21 protein-coding genes and 1 pseudogene are annotated in these 24,544 nt (G+C 66.0%); 13 read left to right on the plus strand and 9 right to left on the minus strand.

The features are described 5' to 3' along the window. The first annotated feature begins 147 nt into the window (after positions 1-147). From SE91_RS04535 to poxB, 3 genes are all read left to right on the plus strand, one after another. On the plus strand, positions 148-1,062 hold the full coding sequence (locus SE91_RS04535; RefSeq protein WP_061850955.1) for a 2-dehydro-3-deoxygalactonokinase: 915 nt from the start codon (positions 148-150) through the stop codon (positions 1,060-1,062). Between the two features lie 13 nt (positions 1,063-1,075). After that, entirely contained in the window at positions 1,076-1,708 is a 633-nt protein-coding gene (locus tag SE91_RS04540; RefSeq protein ID WP_061846728.1) for a 2-dehydro-3-deoxy-6-phosphogalactonate aldolase, read from the plus strand. Positions 1,709-1,788: 80 nt separating this feature from the next. Beyond that, positions 1,789-3,525 (plus strand): ubiquinone-dependent pyruvate dehydrogenase, encoded by a 1,737-nt coding sequence (gene poxB / locus SE91_RS04545; protein ID WP_061846729.1) that lies wholly within the window; start codon positions 1,789-1,791, stop codon positions 3,523-3,525. Between the two features lie 62 nt (positions 3,526-3,587). Here poxB and SE91_RS04550 read toward each other — a convergent pair whose 3' ends face one another. Both SE91_RS04550 and SE91_RS04555 read right to left on the minus strand, forming a co-directional pair. Beyond that, the gene (locus SE91_RS04550; protein ID WP_008563390.1) at positions 3,588-3,953 is read right to left on the minus strand and encodes a hypothetical protein; all 366 of its coding nucleotides are present in this window, start codon (positions 3,951-3,953) and stop codon (positions 3,588-3,590) included. A gap of 66 nt (positions 3,954-4,019) precedes the next feature. Beyond that, a complete protein-coding gene (locus tag SE91_RS04555) occupies positions 4,020-4,928 on the minus strand; it encodes a PaaI family thioesterase (RefSeq protein WP_061846730.1) in 909 nt (302 codons plus the stop codon). Between the two features lie 144 nt (positions 4,929-5,072). Between SE91_RS04555 and SE91_RS36880 the strand changes: the two genes are divergently transcribed. Beyond that, entirely contained in the window at positions 5,073-5,390 is a 318-nt protein-coding gene (locus tag SE91_RS36880) for a hypothetical protein (RefSeq protein WP_008563405.1), read from the plus strand. Between the two features lie 98 nt (positions 5,391-5,488). Here the strand turns inward: SE91_RS36880 and SE91_RS04565 are convergent, their stop codons facing one another. Then, positions 5,489-6,958, minus strand: coding sequence for an amidase (locus tag SE91_RS04565; RefSeq protein ID WP_061846731.1), 1,470 nt, complete (start codon positions 6,956-6,958; stop codon positions 5,489-5,491). A 128-nt stretch (positions 6,959-7,086) separates the two neighbouring features. Next, positions 7,087-8,196: a cyanuric acid amidohydrolase gene (gene atzD / locus SE91_RS04570; protein ID WP_061846732.1), complete on the minus strand. Its 1,110-nt coding sequence runs from the start codon at positions 8,194-8,196 to the stop codon at positions 7,087-7,089. A 298-nt stretch (positions 8,197-8,494) separates the two neighbouring features. Here atzD and SE91_RS04575 point away from each other — a divergent pair, with 298 nt between their 5' ends. After that, a complete protein-coding gene (locus tag SE91_RS04575) occupies positions 8,495-10,831 on the plus strand; it encodes a Tex family protein (RefSeq protein ID WP_061846733.1) in 2,337 nt (778 codons plus the stop codon). A gap of 60 nt (positions 10,832-10,891) precedes the next feature. Here SE91_RS04575 and SE91_RS04580 read toward each other — a convergent pair whose 3' ends face one another. Both SE91_RS04580 and SE91_RS04585 read right to left on the minus strand, forming a co-directional pair. Further along, the gene (locus SE91_RS04580; protein WP_061846734.1) at positions 10,892-11,263 is read right to left on the minus strand and encodes a response regulator transcription factor; all 372 of its coding nucleotides are present in this window, start codon (positions 11,261-11,263) and stop codon (positions 10,892-10,894) included. Then, positions 11,260-12,126, minus strand: coding sequence for a S1C family serine protease (locus tag SE91_RS04585; RefSeq protein ID WP_061846735.1), 867 nt, complete (start codon positions 12,124-12,126; stop codon positions 11,260-11,262). Before SE91_RS04585 ends, SE91_RS04580 begins: the two co-directional genes overlap by 4 nt. A gap of 185 nt (positions 12,127-12,311) precedes the next feature. Here SE91_RS04585 and SE91_RS04590 point away from each other — a divergent pair, with 185 nt between their 5' ends. The 4 genes from SE91_RS04590 to SE91_RS04605 all read left to right on the plus strand — a co-directional run bounded on the left by SE91_RS04590 (position 12,312) and on the right by SE91_RS04605 (position 17,955). Then, the gene (locus tag SE91_RS04590) at positions 12,312-13,277 is read left to right on the plus strand and encodes a VOC family protein (protein WP_061850958.1); all 966 of its coding nucleotides are present in this window, start codon (positions 12,312-12,314) and stop codon (positions 13,275-13,277) included. Between the two features lie 65 nt (positions 13,278-13,342). Further along, positions 13,343-14,218: a dihydrodipicolinate synthase family protein gene (locus SE91_RS04595; RefSeq protein WP_061850960.1), complete on the plus strand. Its 876-nt coding sequence runs from the start codon at positions 13,343-13,345 to the stop codon at positions 14,216-14,218. A gap of 167 nt (positions 14,219-14,385) precedes the next feature. Then, positions 14,386-15,492 carry a S1C family serine protease gene (locus tag SE91_RS04600; protein ID WP_061846736.1) on the plus strand — a complete coding sequence of 369 codons (1,107 nt, stop codon included), beginning with the start codon at positions 14,386-14,388 and terminating at the stop codon, positions 15,490-15,492. Between the two features lie 138 nt (positions 15,493-15,630). Beyond that, on the plus strand, positions 15,631-17,955 hold the full coding sequence (locus SE91_RS04605; RefSeq protein WP_061846737.1) for a xanthine dehydrogenase family protein molybdopterin-binding subunit: 2,325 nt from the start codon (positions 15,631-15,633) through the stop codon (positions 17,953-17,955). A gap of 214 nt (positions 17,956-18,169) precedes the next feature. On the opposite strand, the gene SE91_RS04610 is transcribed toward SE91_RS04605, so the two are convergent. Genes SE91_RS04610 through SE91_RS04620 form a run of 3 tightly spaced genes read right to left on the minus strand, consistent with a single transcriptional unit; the run spans position 18,170 to position 21,389 of the window. Continuing rightward, entirely contained in the window at positions 18,170-19,366 is a 1,197-nt protein-coding gene (locus tag SE91_RS04610) for an acyl-CoA dehydrogenase family protein (RefSeq protein WP_061846738.1), read from the minus strand. A 15-nt stretch (positions 19,367-19,381) separates the two neighbouring features. After that, positions 19,382-20,530 (minus strand): acyl-CoA dehydrogenase family protein, encoded by a 1,149-nt coding sequence (locus SE91_RS04615; RefSeq protein WP_061846739.1) that lies wholly within the window; start codon positions 20,528-20,530, stop codon positions 19,382-19,384. A gap of 4 nt (positions 20,531-20,534) precedes the next feature. Beyond that, complete coding sequence (locus SE91_RS04620) at positions 20,535-21,389, minus strand: enoyl-CoA hydratase (protein WP_061846740.1); 855 nt, start codon at positions 21,387-21,389, stop codon at positions 20,535-20,537. 143 nt (positions 21,390-21,532) lie between these two features. Between SE91_RS04620 and SE91_RS04625 the strand changes: the two genes are divergently transcribed. The 4 genes and pseudogenes from SE91_RS04625 to SE91_RS04640 form a co-directional block, all read left to right on the plus strand. Continuing rightward, the gene (locus SE91_RS04625; RefSeq protein WP_008563456.1) at positions 21,533-22,141 is read left to right on the plus strand and encodes a LemA family protein; all 609 of its coding nucleotides are present in this window, start codon (positions 21,533-21,535) and stop codon (positions 22,139-22,141) included. Between the two features lie 137 nt (positions 22,142-22,278). Then, complete coding sequence (locus SE91_RS04630; RefSeq protein WP_061846741.1) at positions 22,279-23,169, plus strand: TPM domain-containing protein; 891 nt, start codon at positions 22,279-22,281, stop codon at positions 23,167-23,169. A gap of 2 nt (positions 23,170-23,171) precedes the next feature. Continuing rightward, positions 23,172-23,669 (plus strand): TPM domain-containing protein, encoded by a 498-nt coding sequence (locus SE91_RS04635; RefSeq protein ID WP_061846742.1) that lies wholly within the window; start codon positions 23,172-23,174, stop codon positions 23,667-23,669. 239 nt (positions 23,670-23,908) lie between these two features. Continuing rightward, a pseudogene (locus SE91_RS04640) lies at positions 23,909-24,544 on the plus strand (hypothetical protein); the annotation flags it as partial.

The raw sequence follows: 24,544 nt of genomic DNA on the forward strand, positions 1-24,544 counted from the left end.
GGGTGTGCCAGCGCGATACCGGTCCGATCCTTACGAGAAAGGGCTGGTTCGCGGCGGCAATAGCCGATATCCCGGGACAGATTTGCAAGAGCTCGTCTCATTGTCGCGAGACGGCGTCTTGCCGGTGAGACGAGGATGCGTGTCGAGATGAGCGAACCCGCCTATGTTGCGGTGGACTGGGGCACCAGCAGTTTTCGCCTGTGGCTGGTCGATCGTGCAGGCGAGGTGCTGGCTGAACGCCGCAGCGGCGAGGGCATGCTGGCTGCGGCCAAAGCCGGCTTCCCCGCCGTGCTGCAATCGCATCTTGCCGCGATTGAGGCACCGGATCAGCTGCCGGTTCTCGTCTGCGGTATGGCGGGCGCCAAGACCGGCTGGGTCGAGGCCGGTTATGTCGACACGCCCGCGCCGCTTGCGGCCGTCCTGAAGCAGGCCGCGCGCGTGCCGGGCGAGGGGCGCGACATCCGCATTCTGCCGGGCATCGCGCAGCGCGATGCAAAAGCGCCTGACGTGATGCGCGGCGAGGAGACGCAATTGCTCGGCGCGCTCGGCCTCGATGTCGCCGGAGAGGCGCTGGTCTGCATGCCCGGCACGCATTCCAAATGGGTTTGGGTGAAGGACGGCACGGTCGCGCACTTCTCCACCTTCATGACGGGCGAGCTGTTCAGTGCCGTCTCGCGCGAGACGATCTTGTCGCTTGCGGTCGCAGGCGCCGATGACGCCGAGGATGTCACGAGCTTCAAGGCGGCGGTGGTCGCCGCATACGAAGCTCCGGCCTTCGCCGCCAATCTACTGTTCACCGCGCGGTCGCGTCAGTTGCTGTTCGGCGGCACGCCGGCTGCGGCGCGCGAAACGCTGTCGGGGACCCTGATCGGTGCCGAGCTCGCGGCCGGTCTTTCCGGTCCTGTTCCGAAAGCCGGCGTCACGCTGATTGCCTCGGGGCGGCTTGCGGTGCTGTACCAGCTCGCTTTCGGGGCGCTATCGATTGCCGTGCAGCCGATCGATGCCGATGAAGCCGTCCGCCGCGGCCTGTCGATGGCGGCAGCGGCGATCTGGTCGAAATGAGAGGATCACCGAGATGAGCGTTCCGTTTCCGCCAATGAAGCGTCCGCTGGTCGCGATCCTGCGCGGCGTCAGGCCCGAGGAAACCGAGGCGATCGTCGGCGTGCTGATCGAAGCCGGCATGACGGCGATCGAGATTCCCCTGAATTCGCCCGATCCGTTCCGCTCGATCGCAACAGCCGCGAAGCTCGCGCCATCAGGCGTGCTGATCGGCGCCGGCACGGTGCTGACGGCAGCAGATGTCGATCGTCTCAACGATGTCGGCGGCAAGCTCATGGTCTCGCCCAATGTCGATACCGAAGTGCTCTCGCGTGCGCATCAGCACGGCATGGTCACGATGCCCGGCGTGTTCTCGCCGACCGAGGCGCTGCTGGCGGCGCGCTCCGGCGCCTCGAGCCTGAAGTTCTTTCCGGCGAGCGTGTTAGGTGCGTCAGGCATCGCCGCGATCCGTGCGGTGCTGCCGGGCGGGGTGATGATGGCCGCCGTCGGCGGCGTGTCCGACCAGAACTTTGCGGAGTACATCAAGGGCGGCGTGACCGCATTCGGGCTCGGCTCCAGCCTCTACAAGCCCGGCATGTCGGCCGCCGATGTCGCGGCGCGCGCCAAGGTGACGATCACGGCCTACGATCGGGCGATCGTGAAAGACTGAACCGGCAATAAACAAGCCGTGATGCCGTCACGGTCGCGCATTATCCTATCTTGCTGCACCAGCGAGATCAGGAGACCGACATGGCGATCAACAACGTAGCCGATCTGTTTGTGGCAACGCTCGAACAGGCCGGCGTCAAGCGCATCTATGGCATCGTCGGCGACAGCCTGAACGGCCTTACCGAGGCGCTGCGCCGCCGCGGCACCATCGACTGGATCCATGTCCGCCACGAGGAGGTCGCAGCGTTCGCCGCCGCCGGCGAAGCCGAGTTGACGGGAAGCCTCGCCGTCTGCGCAGGCTCCTGCGGCCCGGGCAATCTGCATCTGATCAACGGCCTGTTCGATGCGCATCGCAGCCGGGTTCCCGTGCTGGCCATCGCAGCGCAGATCCCCTCGGCCGAGATCGGCGGCGGCTATTTCCAGGAAACCCATCCGCAAAACCTGTTCCGCGAATGCAGCCATTATTGCGAGCTGGTCTCGGACCCGAGCCAGCTTCCTTTCGTGCTGGAGAACGCGATCCGCGCGGCAGTCGGCCTGCGCGGCGTTGCCGTGATCGCCATGCCAGGCGACGTCGCTTTCCGCAGCCCGCCCAAGCGTGCGCTGTCGACGACGCGCGGCCTTGCGCTGGCGCCGCCGAAAATCGTGCCGCAGGCCGATGAGTTGAAGGCTCTCGCGGATCTCCTCAATGGCACTGAGCGCATCACGCTGTTCTGTGGCCGCGGCTGCGCCGGCGCGCATGCGCCCTTGATGCAACTCGCTGAAGCCTTGAAGAGCCCGATCGTCCATGCGCTCGGCGGCAAGGAACATGTCGAATACGACAATCCCTATGACGTCGGCATGACCGGCTTCATCGGCTTCTCCTCGGGCTATGCGGCCATGCACGCCTGCGATACGCTGGTGATGCTCGGGACCGATTTTCCCTACAAGCAGTTCTTCCCGACCGATGCGAAGGTCGCGCAGATCGACATCCGTCCGGAGAATCTGGGGCGGCGCTGCAAGATCGATCTCGGCCTCGTCGGCGACGTCAAGCTCACCATCGAGGCGCTGCTGCCGCTGCTCAAGTCCAAGACGCAGCGCAAGCATCTCGATGACGCCGTCGCGCATTACAAGAAGGCACGCGAAGGACTCGATTCGCTGGCCAAGGGTACGCCGGGCAGCAAGCCGATCCACCCGCAATATCTCGCGAAGGTCATGAGCGACCATGCGAGCGATGATGCCGTGTTCACCGCCGATGTCGGCACGCCGACGGTATGGGCCGCGCGCTATCTGGACATGAACGGCCGCCGTCGGCTGATCGGCTCCTTCGCGCACGGGTCGATGGCCAACGCGATGCCGCAGGCGATCGGCGCGCAGGCCGCGCAGCCCGGCCGGCAGGTGATCTCACTGTCGGGCGACGGCGGCTTCACCATGTTGATGGGCGATCTGATCACGCTGACGCAAGAGAAGCTGCCCGTGAAGGTGGTCGTGTTCAACAACGGCGTGCTCGGCTTCGTCGCGCTGGAGATGAAGGCGGCCGGCTTCGTCGACACCAATGTCGATCTGGAGAATCCTGATTTCGCCGCGATGGCGCGCGCCATGGGCATCTTCGCCAAACGCGTCGAGGACCCTGGCGAGCTGCCCGGTGCGGTCAAGGAGATGCTGGCGCATGAAGGGCCAGCGCTGCTCGACGTCGTTACCGCCAAGCAGGAGCTGTCGATGCCCCCGACGATCACGGCCGAGCAGGTCAAGGGCTTCAGCCTCTGGGTGCTGAGGGCGGTGATGAACGGCCGCGGCGACGAGGTGCTGGACCTCGCGAAGACGAATCTCTTGCCGCGATGATTTCGCCAAGCGGTCGGGTCACTTCTCCTCAACGGGGAGAAGTGATCGCCGACGGCGCGGTCTCAGCCGCGCTTCACCGACGGCGCGGGCAGGCGCTCCGGGCGGTTCTGAAAGCGCTGCCAGTGCAGCACGCCGCCGATCAGCAGCGCCGGGATGAAGCCGAGCACGATCAGGAAATGCGGCAGCTTTGCCGACGAGACGAATGCAATCGCGATGTCTGAGATCAACCAGAGCGCCGCGAATATCACCGCGAAATCCAGGCGCGGGCAACGAAGATGGTAGAACACGGCGGTGATGATCACGGCGGGCCCGATCGCAATGCCGATCATGACGGCCGTCAGCTCCGTCGGCGTCAGCGCGTCGAGCACCATGGAGGCCAGCAGCCAGAGTGCGGCGAACATGGCGATGATGTCGAGTGGATGCCGCAACAGAGTACCTCTTACGGGGACGCGCTATCGTTGTGGCCGGAACCTCGGCCGTCAAGTAAAATACGCCTATTCCTCGTCACTTCCAGGCGTTGGCCGCAGCATGAAGTGACCGAAGGCGGTGGCGATCGGCTTCTCCGCATCGTCCTGCCAGGCCCGCGCCTCGAAGGCGACGATGCGCCGGCCTTGCTTCACGATCGAGACGTTTGCGAAGGTGTCGAGCGCGCGTCCGGAGCGCAAGTAATTGACGGTGAGGCCGATCGGCTTGGGCGGTGCGGCTGCGCCCAGCTCGCGTGCCACGCCGATGATCGCGGTGGTCTCGAGGAAGGCACCGGTCATGCCGCCATGGATCGCGGGCAGGATCGGGTTGCCGATGATCTTCGGCGAGAACGGCATCGTCAGCGTGCCGTCGTCGTTGACGCGGATGCCGAGACAGCGCGCGAACGGGCTGTTCGCGAACGGGCCATCCGGATCCTCCGGCGCCTCCAGCGTCGGGATGTCGCGTGCATCCATCCGGCGGTCGGCGAGCATGTTGGTGCGGTTGGCGCCGATCATGAAGCAGGCGGTCGCGGTCGCGACCGGATCGTCTTCGGACTCCTGGTACGCGGTGGAGCGGACGAAGGCGATCGAGCGCGTGGTGCGATAGCAGACCGAATGCGCCTTGATGTCGAGGCCGGGCGTTGCCGGCTTCTGGTAGTCGATGCGCAGGTCGAGCGTCGCGATGCCGCGCGTGCCGTCGAGCGCAAGCTGCACCGCCATGCCGCAGCTCTCGTCCAGCATCGCGGTAACGACACCGCCATGCAGAACGCCAGTCTCGGTGTCGCCGACGAAAACGGGCCGGTAGGGCAGGCTGGACCAGGCCTCGCCGGGCGCGAAGCGGTCGAGCTGGAGCCCGCTGATATGGCCGTAATCGGAGCGGCGGCCCTGGATCGCCTCGGCGAGTTCCTCGAAGGGGAGCGTAGCAGATAACGTGGACATAATGACGTTCTAGACCAGCGGCGGGCGCCGCGCAAAAGCCCGTATGGATATCGTGAATCGGCCCCTGGCGGTTTGGCCTCGACAGGGCGGGCCGAAGCGACGATGGTGGGGCTTCGTTCGTTCGATTAGCCGCAAGGAGCGCCCATGGCCGACCCCGAAACGCCCTCGACCGTCCAGGGGCCCGTCATCATTTCGAGCTCCAGCGCCGAGCGCGCGCCGATCATCTATTTCGACGGCGCCTCCTGCTTCGGCCATCACAATGGCGCGATCCAGATCGAGCTCGCTGCGAACCTCCTGATGCCGGTCGGCGCCGCGGTCAGGGTCGACGTGGTCCAGACCGCGCATCTGCGTTGCAGCGTGGCGGCAGCGCTGGCCCTGCGCGAAGCCCTCGACAAGGCGCTGGCGATGTACAAGCAGGGTCAGCAGCAGCCGAACGAGGAGATCCCGGCGGTGAAGAACTGAAGTCACCGCAAAACAGGACCTCATCCTGAGGGCCCGCCGACGGCGGGCGTCTCGAAGGATGGCCGCAAATGCGCGGTCTCGAAGCGAGTAGCTTTGCCTCAGCTCACATGCACCTTCGGCTTCTGGCCACCGTTCCACTTGCCGTCGAGCGCGCGCTCGATCTGGGCGGCGAGCTGCAGCAAGAGGCCGTCATTGGCCTGCTTGGCGATGGCCTGGATGCCGAGCGGCAGGCCGTGGTCCTGGGCCGCCATCGGCATCGAGATCGCGGGGATGCCGCAGAGATTGGCGAGCGGCGTGAAGGCGAAGAAGCGCCAGAGATTGCCGAACCAGTCGCGCACATCGGGATTGTCGGAGATGGTGAGATATTCCCTGGTGCCGACCTTAGGCGTCGGCAGCGCGGTGATCGGCGTCAGGATCACGTCCCACTGCTCGAAGAAGCTGCCGAAGCCGCGTGACGTGGTGTTGAACACGGCCTGCATCTTCGCTCGCTCGGCAAAGCTGGTGTGCCGGCCGGCTTCCCAGATGCGGATGTTCATGGGCTCGATCAGATCTTCCGGCGGCGTCTCCAGCCCGCGCGCGGCGAGCATGTTGGAGATCACCACTGCGAAATTCGAGATGTAGCAGGTGGTCTGCGCGGCGAATGCGGCGCGGAAGTCGAGCTCGGGCAGGGCGAAGTCGACGTGATGGCCGAGGCCTTCGAGGAAGCGGCCGGTCTTCTCCAGCTCGGCCGCGAGCTCTGGCGTCGCGGTGTAATCGCCCCAGCTGTGCGACAGCGCTATTCTGAGCTTGGTCGGATCGCGCTTGATCATTTCGGAATAGGGCTGCGCCGTGGTCCAGAACGGCATGAATTCGCCGGGCGCCGGTCCCCGTGCATGGTCGACGAAGGCGGCGGTGTCGCGCACCGAACGCGACTGGCAGCCCTGGATCGAGACGAGACCGGTGAGATCGGACATGTGGGGGGCGAGCGAGAACACGCCGCGCGAGACCTTCAGCCCGATATTGCCATTGACGCCGGCGGGAATACGGATTGAGCCGCCGCCGTCGGTCGCGTGTGCGATCGGCACCACGCCGGCCGCGACCATCGCGGCGCTGCCCGCCGACGAGCCGCAGGTCGTGTAATCGGTATTCCAGGGATTGCGCGTGACGTAGACGGCGGGATTGTCGGCCGAACTGCACACGCCGAATTCCGGCGTCGTGGTGCGTCCGATCAGGTTGAGCCCCGCCTGACGCAATTTGCCGGTGAGGAAGGTATCGGCCGCGGCGCGATTGCCGCGCATCAGCAGCGAGCCCATTTCCTGGAGCCGGCCCTTCATGGTCGGTCCCAGATCCTTCATCAGGAAGGGCAGGCCGGCGAACGGGCCGGAGAGGTTGGCGCCGTCCTTGGCAGGATCGGCGATCACGTCCTCGAACAGCTCGACCACGCCCGACAGCGCCGGATTGACCTTGGCGACGCCGGCCGCGGCCTGGCGCGCCAGCTCCTTTGCCGTCAGCTCGCCCTTGCGGACGCGGGCGGCCAGCGCCACGCCGTCATGCTGCGCCCATTCATTCCAGCTCATCGGCAAAGTCATGTAGTCAAATCCCCTTCGGTGGCGGCGCTCCTTCCTTTCGCAAAGGCCGGCCTGAATCAACCGAGCCGCCGCGAGGGGCAGGGTTGCATGGGGCGGAGAGGCGGCGGGACGTGGAGCTGCAGGCCGTCTCAATCCGGCAGTCGTGCGATCACTGCAACCGGTCCGCCGCCCGGCGGTCCCTGATGCTCCGCGCCGCCGGAGACGTAGATTGCACTGGTGCCGGCAAGGCCCGCGATCAGCCCGCCGACCGCGGCGCGTGCGTGGCGCGTCGAGCTGATGTCGGTATCTTCCAGCATGGTGTGGCGGAAGCCACGCACGGTGCCGTCAGGCGAGGCCTCGGCCTTGGCGAAGATGTTGACGAGCTCGCGGCCTGCGCCCGCTTGAGGTGCGATGCCCAGCCCAACACTTTGCAGCGCTGCGCTCACCGCCGCGGCGTCGATGGCATCGCTCATCACGGCGTGCCCGATCTCGAACGCGCTCACCGACAACGTCGAATTGCCGAGCACGATGACGACGTTGTGCATCAGCTCGATGCCGGCCGAGGTGGAGGCGACCTTCGAGAACAGATCGTAGCGCCGCAACACGTCCTCGTCGCGGATATCGGGAGCGATCTCGCCGAGCGCGACCGCGACGCCGAGCGCAGAGGCGCCGCGGGAATAGGCCATCGAACTGTAGGCGCTGGTCGTCACCGTCTTGTTGCCGCGCGCGCTCGCAGCCTCGACGCGATCGCTGGTGAGCAGCGGACATTTGATCTGCACGAAATGAACGTCGGCGGGATCGCTGATTCCGACGTGCTCCATCGCAGCCTTCACGGCCTTGGCCGTTTCCATGATTTGCGCGGAGCGGCCGAGCTCTTCGGGCAAGAAGTCACGGGTGTGCGCCACGCCGATGCTGAGGCGCTTGCCCGAGATGCCTGCCGGGCGTTCGACCTCTTGCCGCGTGAACACCGTGATGTGCGGACTGAGCACGCCCTCGGTGCCGCCGGACATCACGAAGGCGATGCGCTGCTCGACCTGCGCAGGAGAAAGGCCGAGCCGCGGCGCCAGCGCCGTGCACAATGCCGCAACGGCATATTCCCGCGTGAAATCGTTGACCCCGCCATTTCCCTCGGTCTTGCCGAGGATGGCCAGGATGGAAGCGGGGTCGATCGCGCCGGATTCGATCATGCTCATGAGGCCGGAGACGTCGCCGGGGCCCTTGGTGGCGATCCTGATGGCGCCGGCCGAAGTGGTGCGCATGAATGGTCCTCACGTGGAGTTCGGTGGTCCGGCGAGTGCACCAGCCGTGGAATGGAGGCTGCTGTCAATCCTCTTGTCGTCCTGGCGAAAGCCAGGACGACAAGAGGATTGAGTCCTCGTACCAAGAGCGCCCGCGCCATCCCCACGAATGTGGCGAGATCGCATCGGTTCAACAAAAAATCCCTTGTCGACGATCCTCCGCTGTACCTTGATGAATCAACCCGGCTTGGTCCATAAGCGGCGTCCCGTGGCCGGTGGTTCGCCGCCGCGTCGCGTGGTTGGATAGAGGGATTCTCGCGTGGCAAATATCAACCAGAAGATTGCGCAGGAGCTTGGGGTTCGGGCCGAGCAGGTCGAGGCGGCGGTGACGCTGCTCGACGGCGGCGCCACGGTTCCCTTCATCGCCCGCTACCGCAAGGAAGCGACCGGTGCGCTCGACGACGCGCAATTGCGCACCCTGGAGGAGCGCTTGGTGTATCTGCGCGAGCTCGAGGACCGCCGCAAGGCCATCCTCGAATCGGTCCGCGAGCAAGGCAAGCTCGATGCCGCACTGGAAGCCTCCATTCTCGCCGCCGACAGCAAGGCGCGCCTCGAAGACATCTATCTGCCGTTCAAGCCGAAGCGCCGCACCAAGGCGGAAGTCGCCAAGGAAGCCGGCCTCGAGCCGCTCGCCAATCAACTGATGGCGGAGCCCGGCAACGATCCGAAGGTGGTGGCTGAAGCCTTCGTCAACGCCGAGAAGGGCGTTGCCGATGTTGCCGCCGCGCTCGACGGCGCCCGCGCCATCCTGGTCGAACGCTTCGACGAGGACGCCGACCTGATCGGCGCGTTGCGCGAGGAGATGTGGACCAATGCGCGCATGGCCTCCAAGGTGCGCGACGGCAAGAAGACCGAAGGCGAGAAATTCGCCGATTATTTCGATTTCTCCGAGCCACTGACCAAGTTGCCCTCGCACCGCATCCTCGCGATGTTCCGCGGCGAGAAGGAAGAGATCCTCGACCTGCAGATCCAGGCCGAAGCCGAGGCGCCGCCGCCGGGCGTGCCGAGCGCCTATGAATTGAAGATCATGAAGCGGTTCGGCATCGCCGACCTCAAGCGCGCCGGCGACCGCTGGCTGGTCGACACCGTGCGCTGGGCTTGGCGCACCAAGATCCAGGTCCATCTCAACATCGACTTGCGCATGCGGCTGTGGAACGCGGCGGAGACCGAGGCCGTGCGCGTTTTCGCCTCGAACCTGCGCGACCTGCTGCTGGCGGCGCCCGCCGGCACCCGCGTCACCATGGGCCTCGATCCCGGCTACCGTACCGGCGTGAAGGTCGCCGTCATCGATGCCACCGGCAAGGTGGTCGACACCGCCGTGATCTATCCGCACGAGCCGCAGCGGCAGTGGAACGAGTCGCTTGCGATCCTCGGCAGGCTCGCAATGAAGCATCGTGTCGAGCTGATCGCGATCGGCAACGGCACCGCCTCGCGCGAGACCGACAAGCTCGCAGCCGATCTCGTCAAGGGTCTGGCCGAGCTGAAGATGAACAAGATCGTGGTATCGGAAGCCGGAGCGTCGGTCTATTCGGCCTCGGCTTTCGCCTCGGAGGAATTGCCGGGCCTCGACGTCACCCTGCGCGGTGCCGTTTCGATCGCGCGCCGGCTGCAGGATCCGCTGGCCGAGCTCGTCAAGATCGAGCCCAAGGCGATCGGCGTCGGCCAGTATCAGCACGACCTCGGCCAGGCCAAGCTCGCCAAGTCGCTCGATGCCGTGGTCGAAGATTGCGTGAACGCCGTCGGCGTCGACGTCAACACCGCCTCGGCGCCGCTGCTGGCGCGCGTGTCGGGCGTGGGCTCCGGCCTTGCGCAGAGCATCGTGGCGCATCGTGACGCCAACGGCCCTTTCAAGTCGCGCAAGGCGCTGAAGGACGTGCCGCGGCTCGGACCCAAGGCGTTCGAGCAGTGCGCGGGCTTCCTGCGCATTCTCGGCGGCGAGGATCCGCTCGATGCCTCCGGCGTGCATCCGGAAGCCTATCCCGTGGTGCGCCGGATCCTGGCGGCGACCAAGAGCGACATCAAGGCGCTGATCGGCTCGAGCGAGATCGTGCGTACGCTCAAGCCGAAGGATTTCGTCGACGAGACCTTCGGCCTGCCGACCGTCACCGACATCTTGAAGGAGTTGGAAAAGCCCGGCCGCGACCCGCGTCCGGCGTTCAAGGCCGCGGTGTTCAAGGAAGGCGTCGAGGAAATCAAGGATCTCAAGAAGGGCATGATCCTCGAGGGCACAGTGACCAACGTCGCGGCCTTCGGAGCCTTCGTCGACATCGGCGTGCATCAGGACGGCCTCGTGCACATCTCGGCGATGTCCAAGACCTACATCAAGGATCCGCGCGAGGTGGTGAAGCCCGGCGACATCGTCAAGGTGAAGGTGCTGGACTTCGAGGTCGCCCGCAAGCGCATCTCGCTGACGCTGCGCCTCGATGACGAGGTCGGTGCCAAGAAGGACGCTCCCGGCATGCAGCGCGACAACAGTCGCAACACGTCCCGCATGACGTCCTCGGCGCCGCGCAAGCAGGAATCGTCCGGCGGCGGCGGCGCGCTCGCCGAGGCCCTGCGCCGCGCTGCGGAGAAGAACAACGGCAAGCGGGTGTGAGCTAAACCTCTCTCGCCCTCTCTCCAGAGGAGAGCTCTATCCGCGGAGAAATTCGTTCGCTTACAGTTCGATCACCCCGCGTCGCGCCGCATGCGCGACGGCGTCGGTGCGGCCGGTGGCATCAAGCTTGTCGAGCAGTGAGCCGACATGAAATTTCACGGTGTGCACGGAGATGCCGAGCTGTCGTGCGATCATCTTGTTGGAGCCGCCCTCGGCCATCAGCGCCAGCACGTCGAGCTCGCGCTGGGTCAGTGCGATGTCATCCGGCATGACGCGCGGATCACGGGCGACGACCGTCGCCGCAGCTTGCTCGCCGGACGCAGCCAGGCGAATCCCGGCGACGCTGCCGAGCAGCTTCGCCAGGCGACCGGCGAGAACGGGATCGTCGACCTCCAGCGACAGCACGATCTCGGGCGCGTTGTCCGCGCTCACGCCTCGGGCCTTTCGCCGACGGTGACCTTGAAGCTGACCGGCTCGCCGCCGCGGCGTGCCGCGACATCGATCACCGCGCCGACGCTCGAAGGCCCAAGCGTCTGCGACAGCGCGCGTACGCCGGACAATCTCTGGTCATTGACTGCCACGATCACATCGCCCTGGCGGATGCCGGCCGCGGCCGAAGGTCCTGCCTTGTCGACATTCATCACCATGGCGCCGATACCGTCGTCGAGCCGCACCGGCTGAAGCCCGAGGCCGAGATATCCGCGCGCGATGCGGCCGCGCGCCTCGAGCTGGGGCGCGACGCGCTCTATCGTCGCCGTCGGGATCACCAGCACCCGCCGCGGGCCCAGCACCGCCATGCCGAAGGCGTCGCCCGACGCATCGAGCGCGAGCCCGCCCTGCTGGCTATCGCGCAGGCGGACATCGAGCTCGATCCGCGCGTCGATGTCACCGCCCCGTAACGAACGCCACCTCTTGCCGGATGCCGATACCATCCCGAGCGCCGCGCTCGGCGCATCGCGGTTGGTGGCAACCACCACTGACAGGGCCCCGAGGGGCGGGACCGTCGCTGAGAGCTTGACCGGCGCGATGGCGGCTTCGGTGCGCAGCAGCGCGATGTCGGTCGTATGGTCGCGGCCGGCGATCGTGGCGGCCGCCCGGCTGCCGTCGGGCAGGCCGATCTCGACAGCACCTTCCTCGGCCAGGGCCTCATCGGCGGTGATGATCAAGCCGCTCTTCCAGACAAAGCCGGTGGCGCGGGCGCGATGCGAATGCACGGAAACGACGGACGGCGCGGTGCGCGCCACCACGTCCGCGAGCGCGGACGACAGGGAGGACAGGGCAGTCAGGTCGGTCATGGCAGGCTCCTGTAGCTGTCCTCAATCTGGGACGTCGTAGGCGTTTGCGAAACTGGCCGGGTGGCCAGGACCAAAGGGCCTCTGCGGGGCAAAGCCGACGAACATGTGATTGGGAGCCGCTCACGGGAACGTGTAGCAATCGGTTGGATATTGCGCCCGACGGCCTCAACATCGAGCTCCGACTGATGACCATCGATCTCACCCGCCGCACCCTGCTTCAGCTCGCTGGCGCCACTTCGCTGGCGATGGCGGCCGCAGCCGCGGCACGTGCCGAGGGCCATGCGCAGGGCGGCGGGCCGACCTATGCCAGCCGCACGCCGATGCGTGTCGGCATGGTGACGCTCCGGGTCAAGAATCTCGACAAGGTTGCGGATTACTACCGCGACGTGATCGGGCTCACCGTAATGGAACGCTCGGGCGCCGCTGCGAAGCTCGGTACGGCCGGCGTCACGCTATTGGTGCTGGAAGCCCGTCCCGATGCCGCGATCGAGCCGCGCACCGCTGCCGGTCTCTACCACACCGCGTTCCTGATGCCGACGCGGAAGGATCTCGCGCGCTGGCTGGTCCATGCCGCCTCGCATCGCGTGCCGCTGTCGGGCTTTTCTGATCATCTCGTCTCTGAATCGGTCTATCTCGATGACCCCGAGGGCAACGGCATCGAGGTCTATGCCGATCGCGATCCCTCGCAATGGCAGTGGAGCGAGGGCAGCGTGAAGATGGCAACCGACGAGCTCAACATCCCTGATCTGCTGTCGCTGACCAACCCGCGCGTTCCTGATTATGCCAAGGCGCCGGACGGAATGCGCATCGGTCACATGCACCTGCGCGTCGGCGATCTCGCGCAGGCCGAGAGCTTCTATCACGGCACCATCGGACTCGATCCGACCCGCCGCCGTAGCGGCGCCGCGTTCCTGTCGTCGGGCCGCTATCACCATCACCTCGGCATGAACGTCTGGCAGAGCCAGGGCGCCGGCCAACGCGACGATCAGAGCACGGGCCTCGCCTGGTTCTCGCTGATGATGGCCAAACCGGAATTGCTCGCCGCGCAGGAAGAGCGCCTGCGCAAGGGCGGCGTGAAAGTCACGACGATTGCGGACGGTGTCGAGGCGATCGATCCCTGGGGCACGCGTGTGCGCCTGCTCAGGGTTTGATCGCAGGCGCGGGCATTGCTAAGACCGGTCGGGCACGAACCATTTGACCGGGAGCCATGTCCGACATGTCCGAACTCCACGGCGTCTTCCCCTACCTCGTTTCACCTGTCGATGCCGATGGCGGAGTTCGCACCGAAGTTCTCGCAAAGCTCTGCGACGACCTGATCGGCGCCGGCGTGCATGGCTTGACGCCGCTGGGCTCGACCGGCGAATTCGCCTATCTCGATGCCGCGCAACGCTTGGCCATCGTGCAGACCACGATCGAGACCGCCAAGGGCCGCGTGCCGGTCGTGGCCGGTGTTGCCTCCACCTCGACGGCGGACGCGGTGGCGCAGGCGAAGGCGTATCAGAAGCTCGGTGCCAACGGCATCCTGGCGATTCTGGAGGCGTATTTTCCGCTCGCCGATTCGCAGGTGGAATCCTACTTCCGCGCCATTGCGGACGCCGTGGACATCCCCGTCGTCATCTACACCAATCCGCAATTCCAGCGCTCCGATCTCGCGCTCGACGTCATCGCGCGCCTCGCCGAGCATCCCCGCGTCGGCTACATCAAGGACGCTTCCACCAATACCGGCCGGCTGCTCTCGATCATGAACCGCTGCGGTAATTCCTTGCGCGTGTTCTCGGCCTCCGCCCATATCCCCGCCGCGGTGATGCTGATCGGCGGGCTCGGCTGGATGGCCGGACCTGCCTGCATTATCCCGCGCCAGAGCGTGGCGCTCTATGATCTCTGCAAGGCGGGCCGCTGGGACGAAGCCATGGTGCTCCAGCGCCGGTTGTGGCGCATCAATGAGGCCTTCGCCCGCTTCAATCTCGCCGCCTGCATCAAGGTCGGCCTTTCGATCCAGGGCTACGACGTCGGCGATCCCGTCCCGCCGCAGGCGCCGCTGACGGCCGACGCACGCAAGATCGTGGAGGCGGCGCTGCGCGAGCTGGCCTAGCGGCTCGCCACGCGGCAATTTGCCCCGGCACCCGTGCCGGACGCAAAAAGGTCATTACCTCCCGGAGAAACTTCCGTTGGTTTGCGACGTTGCTGCGTGAGCGAGGTCTGTCACCCCATGCATGTGCGTCCCAACATCGTATCCAGCACAAGAGACGGTGATCCCCGATGAATCGTCGCTATGCGATTGCCGCGGCAGTCTTCGCCGCCCTGCTGCTCGCCATCACTTCCGCGAAGATCCTGCATGTCCCGATCTCGTATGTCCCATGGGCGGCGCCATCCGCCCGCGCCGTCGAGCAGCGCGGTCCGCTGTCCGATGGCGAAAAGGCAACCATCGACATCTTCGAGCGCGTATCACCTTCGGTCGTGCAGGTTGCCGTCAAGTCGGACGCCAATCCTCTCATGGGCGAGGAAGGGCAGGGCGGCGGCGGCGCTTCCGGTACGGGGTTCGTCTGGGATCGCGACGGGCACCTCGTCACGAACAATCACGTCGTCGCCAATGGCAACGAGATCGCGGTGCGCTTCGCCTCGGGCGAGGTGGCTGAGGTCGACCTCGTCGGCCGGGCTCCGAATTACGATCTCGCGGTGCTGCGGATCCGCAGCGTGCGCCAGTTTCCAGCGCCGATCGCCCTCGGCAGCTCGAACGACCTGAAGGTCGGACAATCCGCTTTCGCGATCGGCAATCCCTTCGGGCTGGATCAATCGATGACCAGCGGCATCATCAGCGCGCTCAAGCGCAGGCTCCCGACCCATGCCGGCCGGGAGATCGCCAATGTCATCCAGACCGATGCGGCGATCAACCCGGGCAATTCGGGCGGGCCGCTGCTGGATTCCGCCGGCCGCTTAATCGGCGTCACCACGGCGATCATCTCGCCGTCGGGATCGAATGCCGGCATCGGCTTCGCGGTGCCGGTCGATGTCGTGAACCGGATTGTCCCCGAGCTCATCCGCAACGGCCGCGTGCCGACGCCCGGCATAGGCATCGTGGCCGCCGGTGAGGATGTCTCGACCCGGCTTGGCGTCGAAGGAGTGATCGTGGTGCGAACGGCCCCCGGCAGTCCGGCCGAGCGGGCTGGGATTCGCGGCGTCAATTTCTCGACGGGCGCGGTCGGAGACATCATCACCGCCGTCGAGGGCAAGCCGGTGCGGCGCCTCGCCGATCTGACCGACGCGCTGGAGCAGGTGGGCGCCGGCAAGTCCGTCCGCCTCACCGTCAAGCGGGGTTCGGACAGCCGCGACGTGAATGTCGGCATCATCGACATCGAGCGTTCCTGACCAAGCATTTGACTTGGCAATCTCGGCCGCCAAATCGGGCGTGGTATGCAATGCAGATGTGCCGCGGCTCGGTTGTATCCACCGCAAAATCCGCTAAAACCGCGCCGGTCGTTTTCCGGATTTCAGGGACATAGCGGAATGAACATTCTTCCCGGCAATTTGCGTTTCGGAGCGGGGCAGCCCGTCAAGCGTTTGGAAGACCAGAGGCTGCTCACCGGGAAGGGACAATTCATCGACGACAAGCCGGAGGAGGGCGCGCTGTGGTTGCACGTGCTGCGCTCGCCGCACGCCCACGCGAAGATCGTCTCGATCGACACCGGCGCCGCGGCGTCGATGCCTGGCGTCACCGCGATCTACACCGGCGCCGACCTCGTCAAGGACGACATCGGCACCATTCCGACGCTGAACATCTTCAAGCGCCCTGACGGCAAGCCGATGACGGTGCCGCCGCGCCGGCTGCTGGCTCATGAAGTCGTGCGCTATGCCGGCGAGGCCGTTGCCGCCGTGGTGGCCTCTTCGCGCGTGGAGGCGCAGAGCGCGGCCGAGGCGATCGTCGTCGAATATGACGTGCAGCCCGCGGTCGTCGATCCCGTCGAGGCGGTGAAATCAGGCGCGCCCGTGGTGTGGCCGGAGGCGCCCGACAACATCGTCGGCGCCATGAGCTATGGCGATGCCGCCAAGGTCGACGAAGCCTTTGCCAGCGCGGCGCACACCGTCGAGCTCGACATCGTCAGCCAGCGTCTGGTGCCTTCGGCGATGGAGCCGCGCTCGACCATTGCCGAGATCGACAAGAAGTCTGGACGGCTCCTCCTGCACGTGCAATCGCAGACCCCGGCCTCGACCCGCGACGTGCTGGCGGAAGCCGTGCTGAAGCGTCCGAAGGACAGTGTCCGCGTGCTGGTCGGCGACATCGGCGGCGGCTTCGGCCAGAAGACCAACCTCTATCCCGAGGACGGCATCGTCGCCTATGCCGCGACCAAGCTGAACAAGAAGATCCGCTGGCGGGGCGACCGCACCGACGAGTTCGTCGGCGGCACCCATGGCCGCGATCTCACCTCGACGGCATCCTTTGCGCTCGACGAGAAGGGCAAGGTGCTGGCCTATCGCGTCAAGTCGATCGGCTGCACCGGTGCGTACTCTTCGGGCGCGGCCAACATCATTCCGCTGGTGCTCGGGCCGTTCGTGCAGACCGGCGTCTACGATCTGCCGCTGGTGCATTTCGAGGTGAAGTCGGTGATGACCCACACCGCACCGGTCGGCGCCTATCGCGGCGCGGGCCGCCCCGAGGCGGTGTTCATCGTCGAGCGCCTGTTCGACGCTGCTGCGCGCAAGATCGGCATGGATCCGCGCGCGATCCGCAAAGCCAACTACATCAAGCCGGCGCAGCTGCCCTACACCAACGCAGCCGGGCAGGTTTACGATTCCGGCGCCTTCGCGCACATGCTCGACCGTGCCGTGAAGCTCGCGGACTGGGACGGCTTTGCCGCGCGCAAGAAGGCAGCCAAGAAGAAGGGCCTGCTCTACGGCCGCGGCCTCACCTCTTACATCGAATGGACCGGCGGTCGCGCCCACACCGAGAAGGTCAGCCTGCATGCGACCTCGCAAGGGCGCGTCGTGCTGCATTCCGGCACCATGGCGATGGGGCAGGGCCTGCAGACCACCTACACCCAGATGATCTCCGACACGCTCGGCATTCCCATGGACAAGATCGACGTCGTCCAGGGCGACACGGATCTGGCCATGGGCTTCGGCAGCGTCGGCTCGCGTTCGCTGTTCGTCGGCGGCACGGCGGTTGCGGTCTCCTCCAATGATCTGATTCAGAAGGCGCGCGAGAAGGCGGCGAACGTGCTGGAGACCTCGGTCGAGGACATCGAGTATCAGGGCGGCGTGCTCACCGTGGTCGGCACCGACCGCCGCATCAGCCTGTTCGATCTCGCCGAGAAGGAGAACGGCGCCAAGCTCAGCGTCGATTCCGAAGGCGAGGTCGATGGTCCGAGTTGGCCGAACGGCACGCATATCTGCGAGGTCGAGATCGACCCCGAGACCGGCGTCTCGCGCGTCGTGCGCTACACCACCGTCGACGACGTCGGTGTCGCGGTGAACCCGATGCTGGTCACCGGGCAGATCCATGGCGGCGTCGCGCAGGGCATCGGCCAGGCGCTGTACGAGGGCGTCTCCTACGATGCCGACGGCCAGCTCCTCACCGCGAGCTACCAGGATTACTGCATCCCGCGCGCCGACGACGTGCCGCCGATCGTGGTGACGCTGGACGATTCCGCACCCTGCCGCACCAACCCGCTCGGTGCCAAGGGCTGCGGCGAATCCGGCGCCATTGGCGGCCCGCCCTGCGTCACCAACGGTGTGATGGATGCGCTGGCCGAGCTCGGCATCACCCAGCTGAACACGCCGCTGACGCCGCAGAAGATCTGGCAGGCGATCCGGGAGGCGAAGGCGGCGGGATAAGCGCGGCGCGTTGTTGCGCAGGCTGCTGCCTCAAACTCAACTCGTCGTCCCGGGGCGCGCGCAGCGCGAGCCCGGGACCCATAACCACAGGAAGTGGTTTGGCGCGAAGTGGTAACTCCGAGTCCCCGTAACCACATCTCCATGCGGTTATCGATCCCCGCCTTCGCGGGGATGAAGCGGAGAGTGCCGCGTCAGCTCGCAAGAACTTCGTTTCTCAAATCCCCAGCATCATCTTCGCGATGATATCGCGCTGAATCTCCGAGGTACCGCCGAAGATCGTGTAGGCGCGGCCGTTGAGATATTCCGGCATCACCGTCAGCATCTCCTCAGGCGTCGGAGGCTCGTGGTTGAGCCTGTAGAGCGGGCGCATCGGCTCGACGGCGAGGGCGTCGTGCCCGATCACGTCGGCGCCAAGCCGCGTCACGGCCTGGCGGATCTCGCTGTTGCGCAGCTTCAGGATCGACGACACCGCGCCGGGATTTTGCCCGGTCTGCAGGGCCGAGAGCACGCGCAGCTCCGTCATCTCCAGCGCGTCGATATCGACCTCGACTTCGGAGATGCGCGTTGCGATATCGGGGCTGTCGATGGCCCGGCCGGTGAGGTCGGATTCCGCGAGATCTGCGATCGCCTTCAAGCCATCGCGCAGCTTGGCCGAGGCGATGCCGGAGCCGCGCTCGAATTCGAGCAGATATTTGCCGTAGGTCCAGCCCTTGCCTTCCTCTCCGACGCGGTTGGCGACGGGCACGCGCACGTCGTCGAAGAAAACCTGGTTGACCTCGTGGTCGCCGCCGATGGTGAGAATGGGACGCGTGGTGATGCCGGGGGTCCTCATGTCGATCAGGATGAAGCTGATGCCGTCCTGCTGCCGCGGCCCGTCGCTGGTGCGCACCAGCGCGAACATGCGGTTGGCGTGGTGCGCATGCGTGGTCCAGATCTTGGTGCCGTTGATGATGTAATCGTCGCCGTCGCGCACCGCGCGCGTCTTCAGTGACGACAGGTCGGAGCCGGAGCCCGGCTCGGAATAGCCCTGGCACCAATAATCCTCGCCGGAGAGAATCCGCGGCAGGTAGAAGTTCTTCTGCTCCGGCGAGCCGAAGCCGATGATGACGGGCCCGACCATCTTTACGCCCATGACATTCACATTGGGCACGCCGGCCCTGGCGCTTTCGGTCTCGAAGATCCAGCGCTGCGCCGGAGTCCAGTCCGGTCCGCCATGCTCCACCGGCCAGCCCGGCGCACCCCATCCCTGCTTGTGCAGCGCGCGCTGCCAGGCCATGCCGATATCAGGGTCGGAGAACACGGACGGCGTCAGCGCGGTCGCGCGCTTCATCTCCTCGGTCAGGTTCTTGGCAATGAAGCTGCGCACCTCGTCCTGGAAGGCGCGTTCCTCGGCGTTGAACGAGAGGTCCATGATGCGTTCCTTGTGTCAGGCGGGCACGTTGGGACGGCCAAGCTCCGCATGGCGGGCGTAATGATGCGCGCTGCCACCGAACAACGTGTCGAAAGCGACCAGCCGCTTGAAATAGGCGCCGACCTCGAGCTCCTCAGTGACGCCCATGCCGCCATGGAGCTGGATCGACTGCTCGCCGACGAAGCGCGCGCATCTGCCGATCTTGGCCTTCGCTCCCGATGCGGCCCGCGCGCGCTCGACCGGCGGGCTGTCGGCCTTGAGCGCGGCGCGCAGCGCCATCGAGCGGGATTCATCGACCTGCATCGCCATGTCGGCGAGGCGATGGCGGATCACCTGGTTGGCGGAGAGCGGCCGACCGAACTGCTTGCGGATCTTGGTGTACTCCAGAGTAGTGTCGAGTAGCGTCTGCATGATACCGACGGCCTCCGCGCCGAGCGCGGCCATGGTACGATCGACGGCCCAGTCGATCGCGGGCAGGGTATCGCTGCCGTCGCCGAGCAGGGCGTCTGCGGGCAGATGCACGTCGCACAGCTCGATGTTGCAGGCGCGCCCGCCGCCGAGGCGGGCGTAGTCGGAGATCGCAAGTCCGGACTCCGTGGCCGGCACCACGAACAGGCCGATCCGCCCCGAAGGGCCGTGATGGTCATGCATCAATGCGGAGACGATGATCTCGTCGGCAGCATGCCCATCGAGCACGGCGATCTTGCTGCCGGACAGGCGCCAGCCCTCGGCCGTCTTGTCGGCGCTGGTTGCGACCTTGGCGAGATCGAACCGCGCCGCGCGCTCGGAATGCGCAAACGCGAGCTTCAGCGATCCGTCCGCCACCTTCGGGAGGCTCGCCTGCTTCTGCTCGGTGGTACCGCATCGTTCGATCAGCGCGGCGCCCAGCACCACGGTCGCGACATAGGGCTCCGACACCAGCCCGCGGCCGAAGGCTTCCATTAGGATGCCGACATCGACCGCGCTGCCGCCGAGCCCGCCGAACTCCTCGGGAAGCGGAAGCGCCAGCCAGCCGAGCTCGGCGAACTGCTTCCAGACATCAGGGCTGAAGCCGAGCGGATCGTTCGCCATTTTGCGGCGGTGCGCGGCGTCGTAGCTTTCGGCCACGAAGCGTTCCGCGCTCTCGCGCAACAGACGCTGCTCGTCACTGAGATTAAGGTCCATCCCGCTACTCCGCGGCCGGCGGCGGCTTGCGCACGGAGGGATGCAGGCCCGAGGGATCGACGATCATGCCGAACTCCTGGAGATTATGCGCGTGGCAGAGCTGATGCAGCGCAAAGGCCTGGTCGATCGCGGCGGGCTGGCCCATGACGTCGACCGAGCGGTTGACGGCCTCCTTGGTCAGCTTCAGCGCAAAGGACGGCTTCGTCGCGATCCGGCGTGCCAGCTCCAGCACGCGCGACGACAGCTCGGCGCGCGGCACCACCTGGTTGACCATGCCGAGCTGCTGCGCCTCCTGCGCGCTCCAGCTGTCGGCGGTGAACAGGAACTCCTTGGCCTTGCGCGGCCCGAGCTCCCAGGGATGCACGAACCACTCGACGCCGCAGACGCCCATGGTGACGACGGGGTCGCAGAACTGCGCATCGTCGCTGGCGACGATGAGGTCGCAGGCCCAGGCCAGCATCAGGCCGCCGGCGATGCACTTGCCGTGCACCTCGGCGATGGTCGGCTTGGCTAGGTTGCGCCAGCGCCGCGTGATCTGGAGATAGATTTCCTGCTCGCGCGCAAAGCGGCCATGGGCATTGGGCTCGGCAAAGCCGCCCCAATTTCCGATCGGCGGAAAATCGGCGCCGGCGGCGTTCTTGCCGCCCGGGCGCAGGTCGTGGCCGGAGGAAAAATGCGGACCCGCACCGGCGAGGATGATGACCTTGACCGTATCGTCCTGCACCGCCGCGTCGAAGGCGGCGTTGAGGTCGTAGGTCATTTGCAGGTTCTGTGCGTTGCGCGCCTCGGGCCGGTTCATCACGACCCGGACGATGGCCGGCTCTGGCCGTTCCACGAGGATGGTCTCGAACGAGGACATCGCGTTCCCCCTGGCGTTTCCGCTTTTGTTTTGCCGGAGTTGACTATGTCGGCCTGCGATAGGCAAGAGGCTTGCGTCAGCCGGCTGCTTTCCTCGCGCGCGCAATCTGATAGTTTGCGCCGGATTCCACCGGGAGAAATTTGATGCGCAAGATCCTGACCGTGCTGGCCGCCCTGGCCTCGCTGAGCCTGACCAATTGCGGCTACAACGCGATCCAGAGCGAGGACGAGCAGATCAAGGCCAACTGGTCCGAGGTCGTGAACCAGTACCAGCGCCGCGCCGATCTCGTGCCCAATCTCGTCAATTCGGTGAAGGGCTTCGCGCAGCAGGAGAAGGACGTGCTGCTCGGCGTCACCAATGCGCGGGCCAAGGTCGGCAGCATCCAGGCAACGCCCGAGGTGCTGAACGATCCCGCCGCGTTCCAGAAATTCCAGGCCGCTCAGGGCGAGCTCTCCAGCGCATTGTCGCGCCTCTTGGTCGTCACCGAGAACTATCCGCAGCTCAAATCGGACGCCCTGTTCAAGGATCTGATGTCGCAGCTCGAAGGCACCGAGAACCGTATCACGGTGGCGCGCAACCGCTACATCAAGGCGGTGCAGGATTATAACGTCACCATCCGCTCGTTCCCGAGCAACCTCACCGCGATGATGTTCGGTTACAAGGAGAAGCCGAACTTCTCGGTCGAGAACGAGAAAGCGATCTCGACCGCACCGAAGGTGGACTTCAATCCGGCACCCGCGCCGTCGAAGTAAACGCACGCCGTTTGCGAATGCGCGTCGCACCACCCACCGCCGTCATTCCCCGCGCAGGCGGGGAATCCAGTACGCCGCGGCCTCTCCGTGGCCCGCTCGCGTCTCTGGAATACTGGATCGCCCGGTCAAGCCGGGCGATGACCGCGAAGTTGTGGCGTGCGCTAGTCGCCGTCGCGCTTCTCCTCGCCTTCACATTCCCCGCCCACGCCGACGTCGCCGTCCCCGAGCTCACCGGCCGCATCGTCGATCAAACCGGCACGCTGTCCAGCAGCGACATCGCGACGCTCACGCAGAAGCTGCGCGATTTCGAGAACCGCAAGGGCAGCCAGATCGCCGTCCTGATCGTGCCGACGACACAGCCGGAGACGATCGAGCAGTTCTCGATCCGTGTCGCGGAGGCCTGGAAGATCGGGCGCAAGAACGTCGATGACGGCGCGATCCTCATCGTCGCCAAGAACGACCGGCATTTGCGCATCGAGGTCGGCTACGGCCTCGAAGGTGCGCTCACCGACGTCACGTCGCGGCGGATCATCGACGAGATCATCACGCCGAAATTCAGGACCGGCGATTTCAGCGGCGGTATCTCCGACGGTGTCGATCGCATGATCCGCGTGATCGATGGTGAGCCGCTGCCGGTTCCTTCACCGACCGCCCACTTCGGAAGCCTGGACGATCTCGGGCCGCTCTTGATCGTGACGCTGTTCGCATCGATCGGGGTCGGCGGGTTCTTCCGGGCCATGCTGGGGCGGCTGCTCGGATCGTTGGCGACCGGCGGCATCATCGCAGTGTTTGCCTGGTTCATTCTCGGCTCTTTTGCGTTTGCCGTCGGTCTCGGTCTCCTCGGCTTCATCATCGGATTCATCGCCGATCTGTTTGCGGCAATGGGACCGAGCACGGGGTCGTCGCGCGGCGGCTGGTCGAGCGGCTCTTCGGGAGGCGGCTGGAGCAGCGGCTCATCGAGCGACAGCGGCAGCTTCAGCGGCGGCGGCGGCAGTTTCGGCGGCGGCGGCGCCTCAGGGAGTTGGTAGGCATGAGCATCAAACGCGTTGCCCGACATCTCGCGCAGCATCATTGGCGGGCGAAACAGATTTTCCCGCAAGCCGTGCTCGATCGCATCGAGCAGGCGATCAAGCGGGGCGAGGCCACCCATTCCGGCCAGGTCCGCTTCGTGGTCGAAGGCGCGCTCGACGGCGCGCCGCTGTTCCGCAACCAGCCGGCACGCGAGCGCGCGTTCGACGTGTTCTCGCATCTGCGCATCTGGGACACCGAGCACAACAACGGCGTCCTCATCTATCTCCTGCTGGCCGACCGCGACGTGGAGATCGTGGCCGACCGCGGCATCGACTCGAAGGTCGGTGCGCAGGGCTGGGAGAACATCTGCCGCGCGATGGAGGCGGAGTTCAGATCAGGCCAGTTCGAGCACGGCGTGATCGCCGGCATCGAGGCTGTCTCCCGCGTGCTGGCCCGGCATTTCCCACCGCAAGGCCCGCATTCGAACGAGCTGCCGGACGCGCCGGTCGTGATGTGACAGCGCTATTTTCACCGGGACGACGTGATTAGACCGCCCCCGGCGCAATGCGCCCCATTGCCGCTCCCCGCTGACAATTTGTTGCGCGGCGCCACACCGGTTCCTTTTTCCCGGCCCAATTCGGCCCCGGACGAGTTCCTAAAATTTCGGTAAGCGGGTCCGGAGGTAAGGATTTCGCAAGCAATGAAAGTTACCAAAAAGTCAACCGAGACTGGAGTATTTGAGCCGTGAGCGAACCAATGCCCGTGCAGGCTGCCCAGGATAACGACGCCGTCGACGCCGCCTCGACCGCGCCGCAGGCTGTCGCCGGGATCGAGGCCCCCTCGATTGCCCCCGACCATGAGACGCCGCCGAAGCCTGACCCGGTCAAGGTCGAGCCGCCGAAGATCGAGGCCAAGGGCGAATCCAAGGACGAACCAAAGGCCGAAACCAAACCCGAGCCGAAGCCCGGCAAGCTGATCGTGATGGCGCCCTCGGACCGCGCTTGGGACGGCTCTTGGGACCGCGAGGACTTTGCCCCCCATGTGAAGGCGGAGGAGCCGCGCGAGACCGGCGGCAAGCGCCGCCTGTCGGCGATGGCCGCGATGGTGGTGATTGCAGCCTGCGTCGGCGCCATCAGCGGCGCGCTTGCAACTGCCGGCGTGATGCGCTTCGCCGCCCCGGCGCAAGCGCCGGTGCAGGTCGCCGACACCAGCGCGCTCGATGCTTCGGTCGCCCGGATCGATGCCGATCTCGTCGCGCTGAAGGCCAATGTCGAGCACAGCTCGAAGACCGGCGTCAGCCAGGTCAACCGGACCAACGACCGCCTCGATAAGCTCGAGAAGGCGCAGGCCGAGCCGCTGGCCAAGATCGCCAAGCTGTCGGAGACCGTCGAC

The sequence above is a fragment of the Bradyrhizobium sp. DOA1 genome (genome assembly GCF_001593325.1).
Classification (GTDB): domain Bacteria; phylum Pseudomonadota; class Alphaproteobacteria; order Rhizobiales; family Xanthobacteraceae; genus Bradyrhizobium.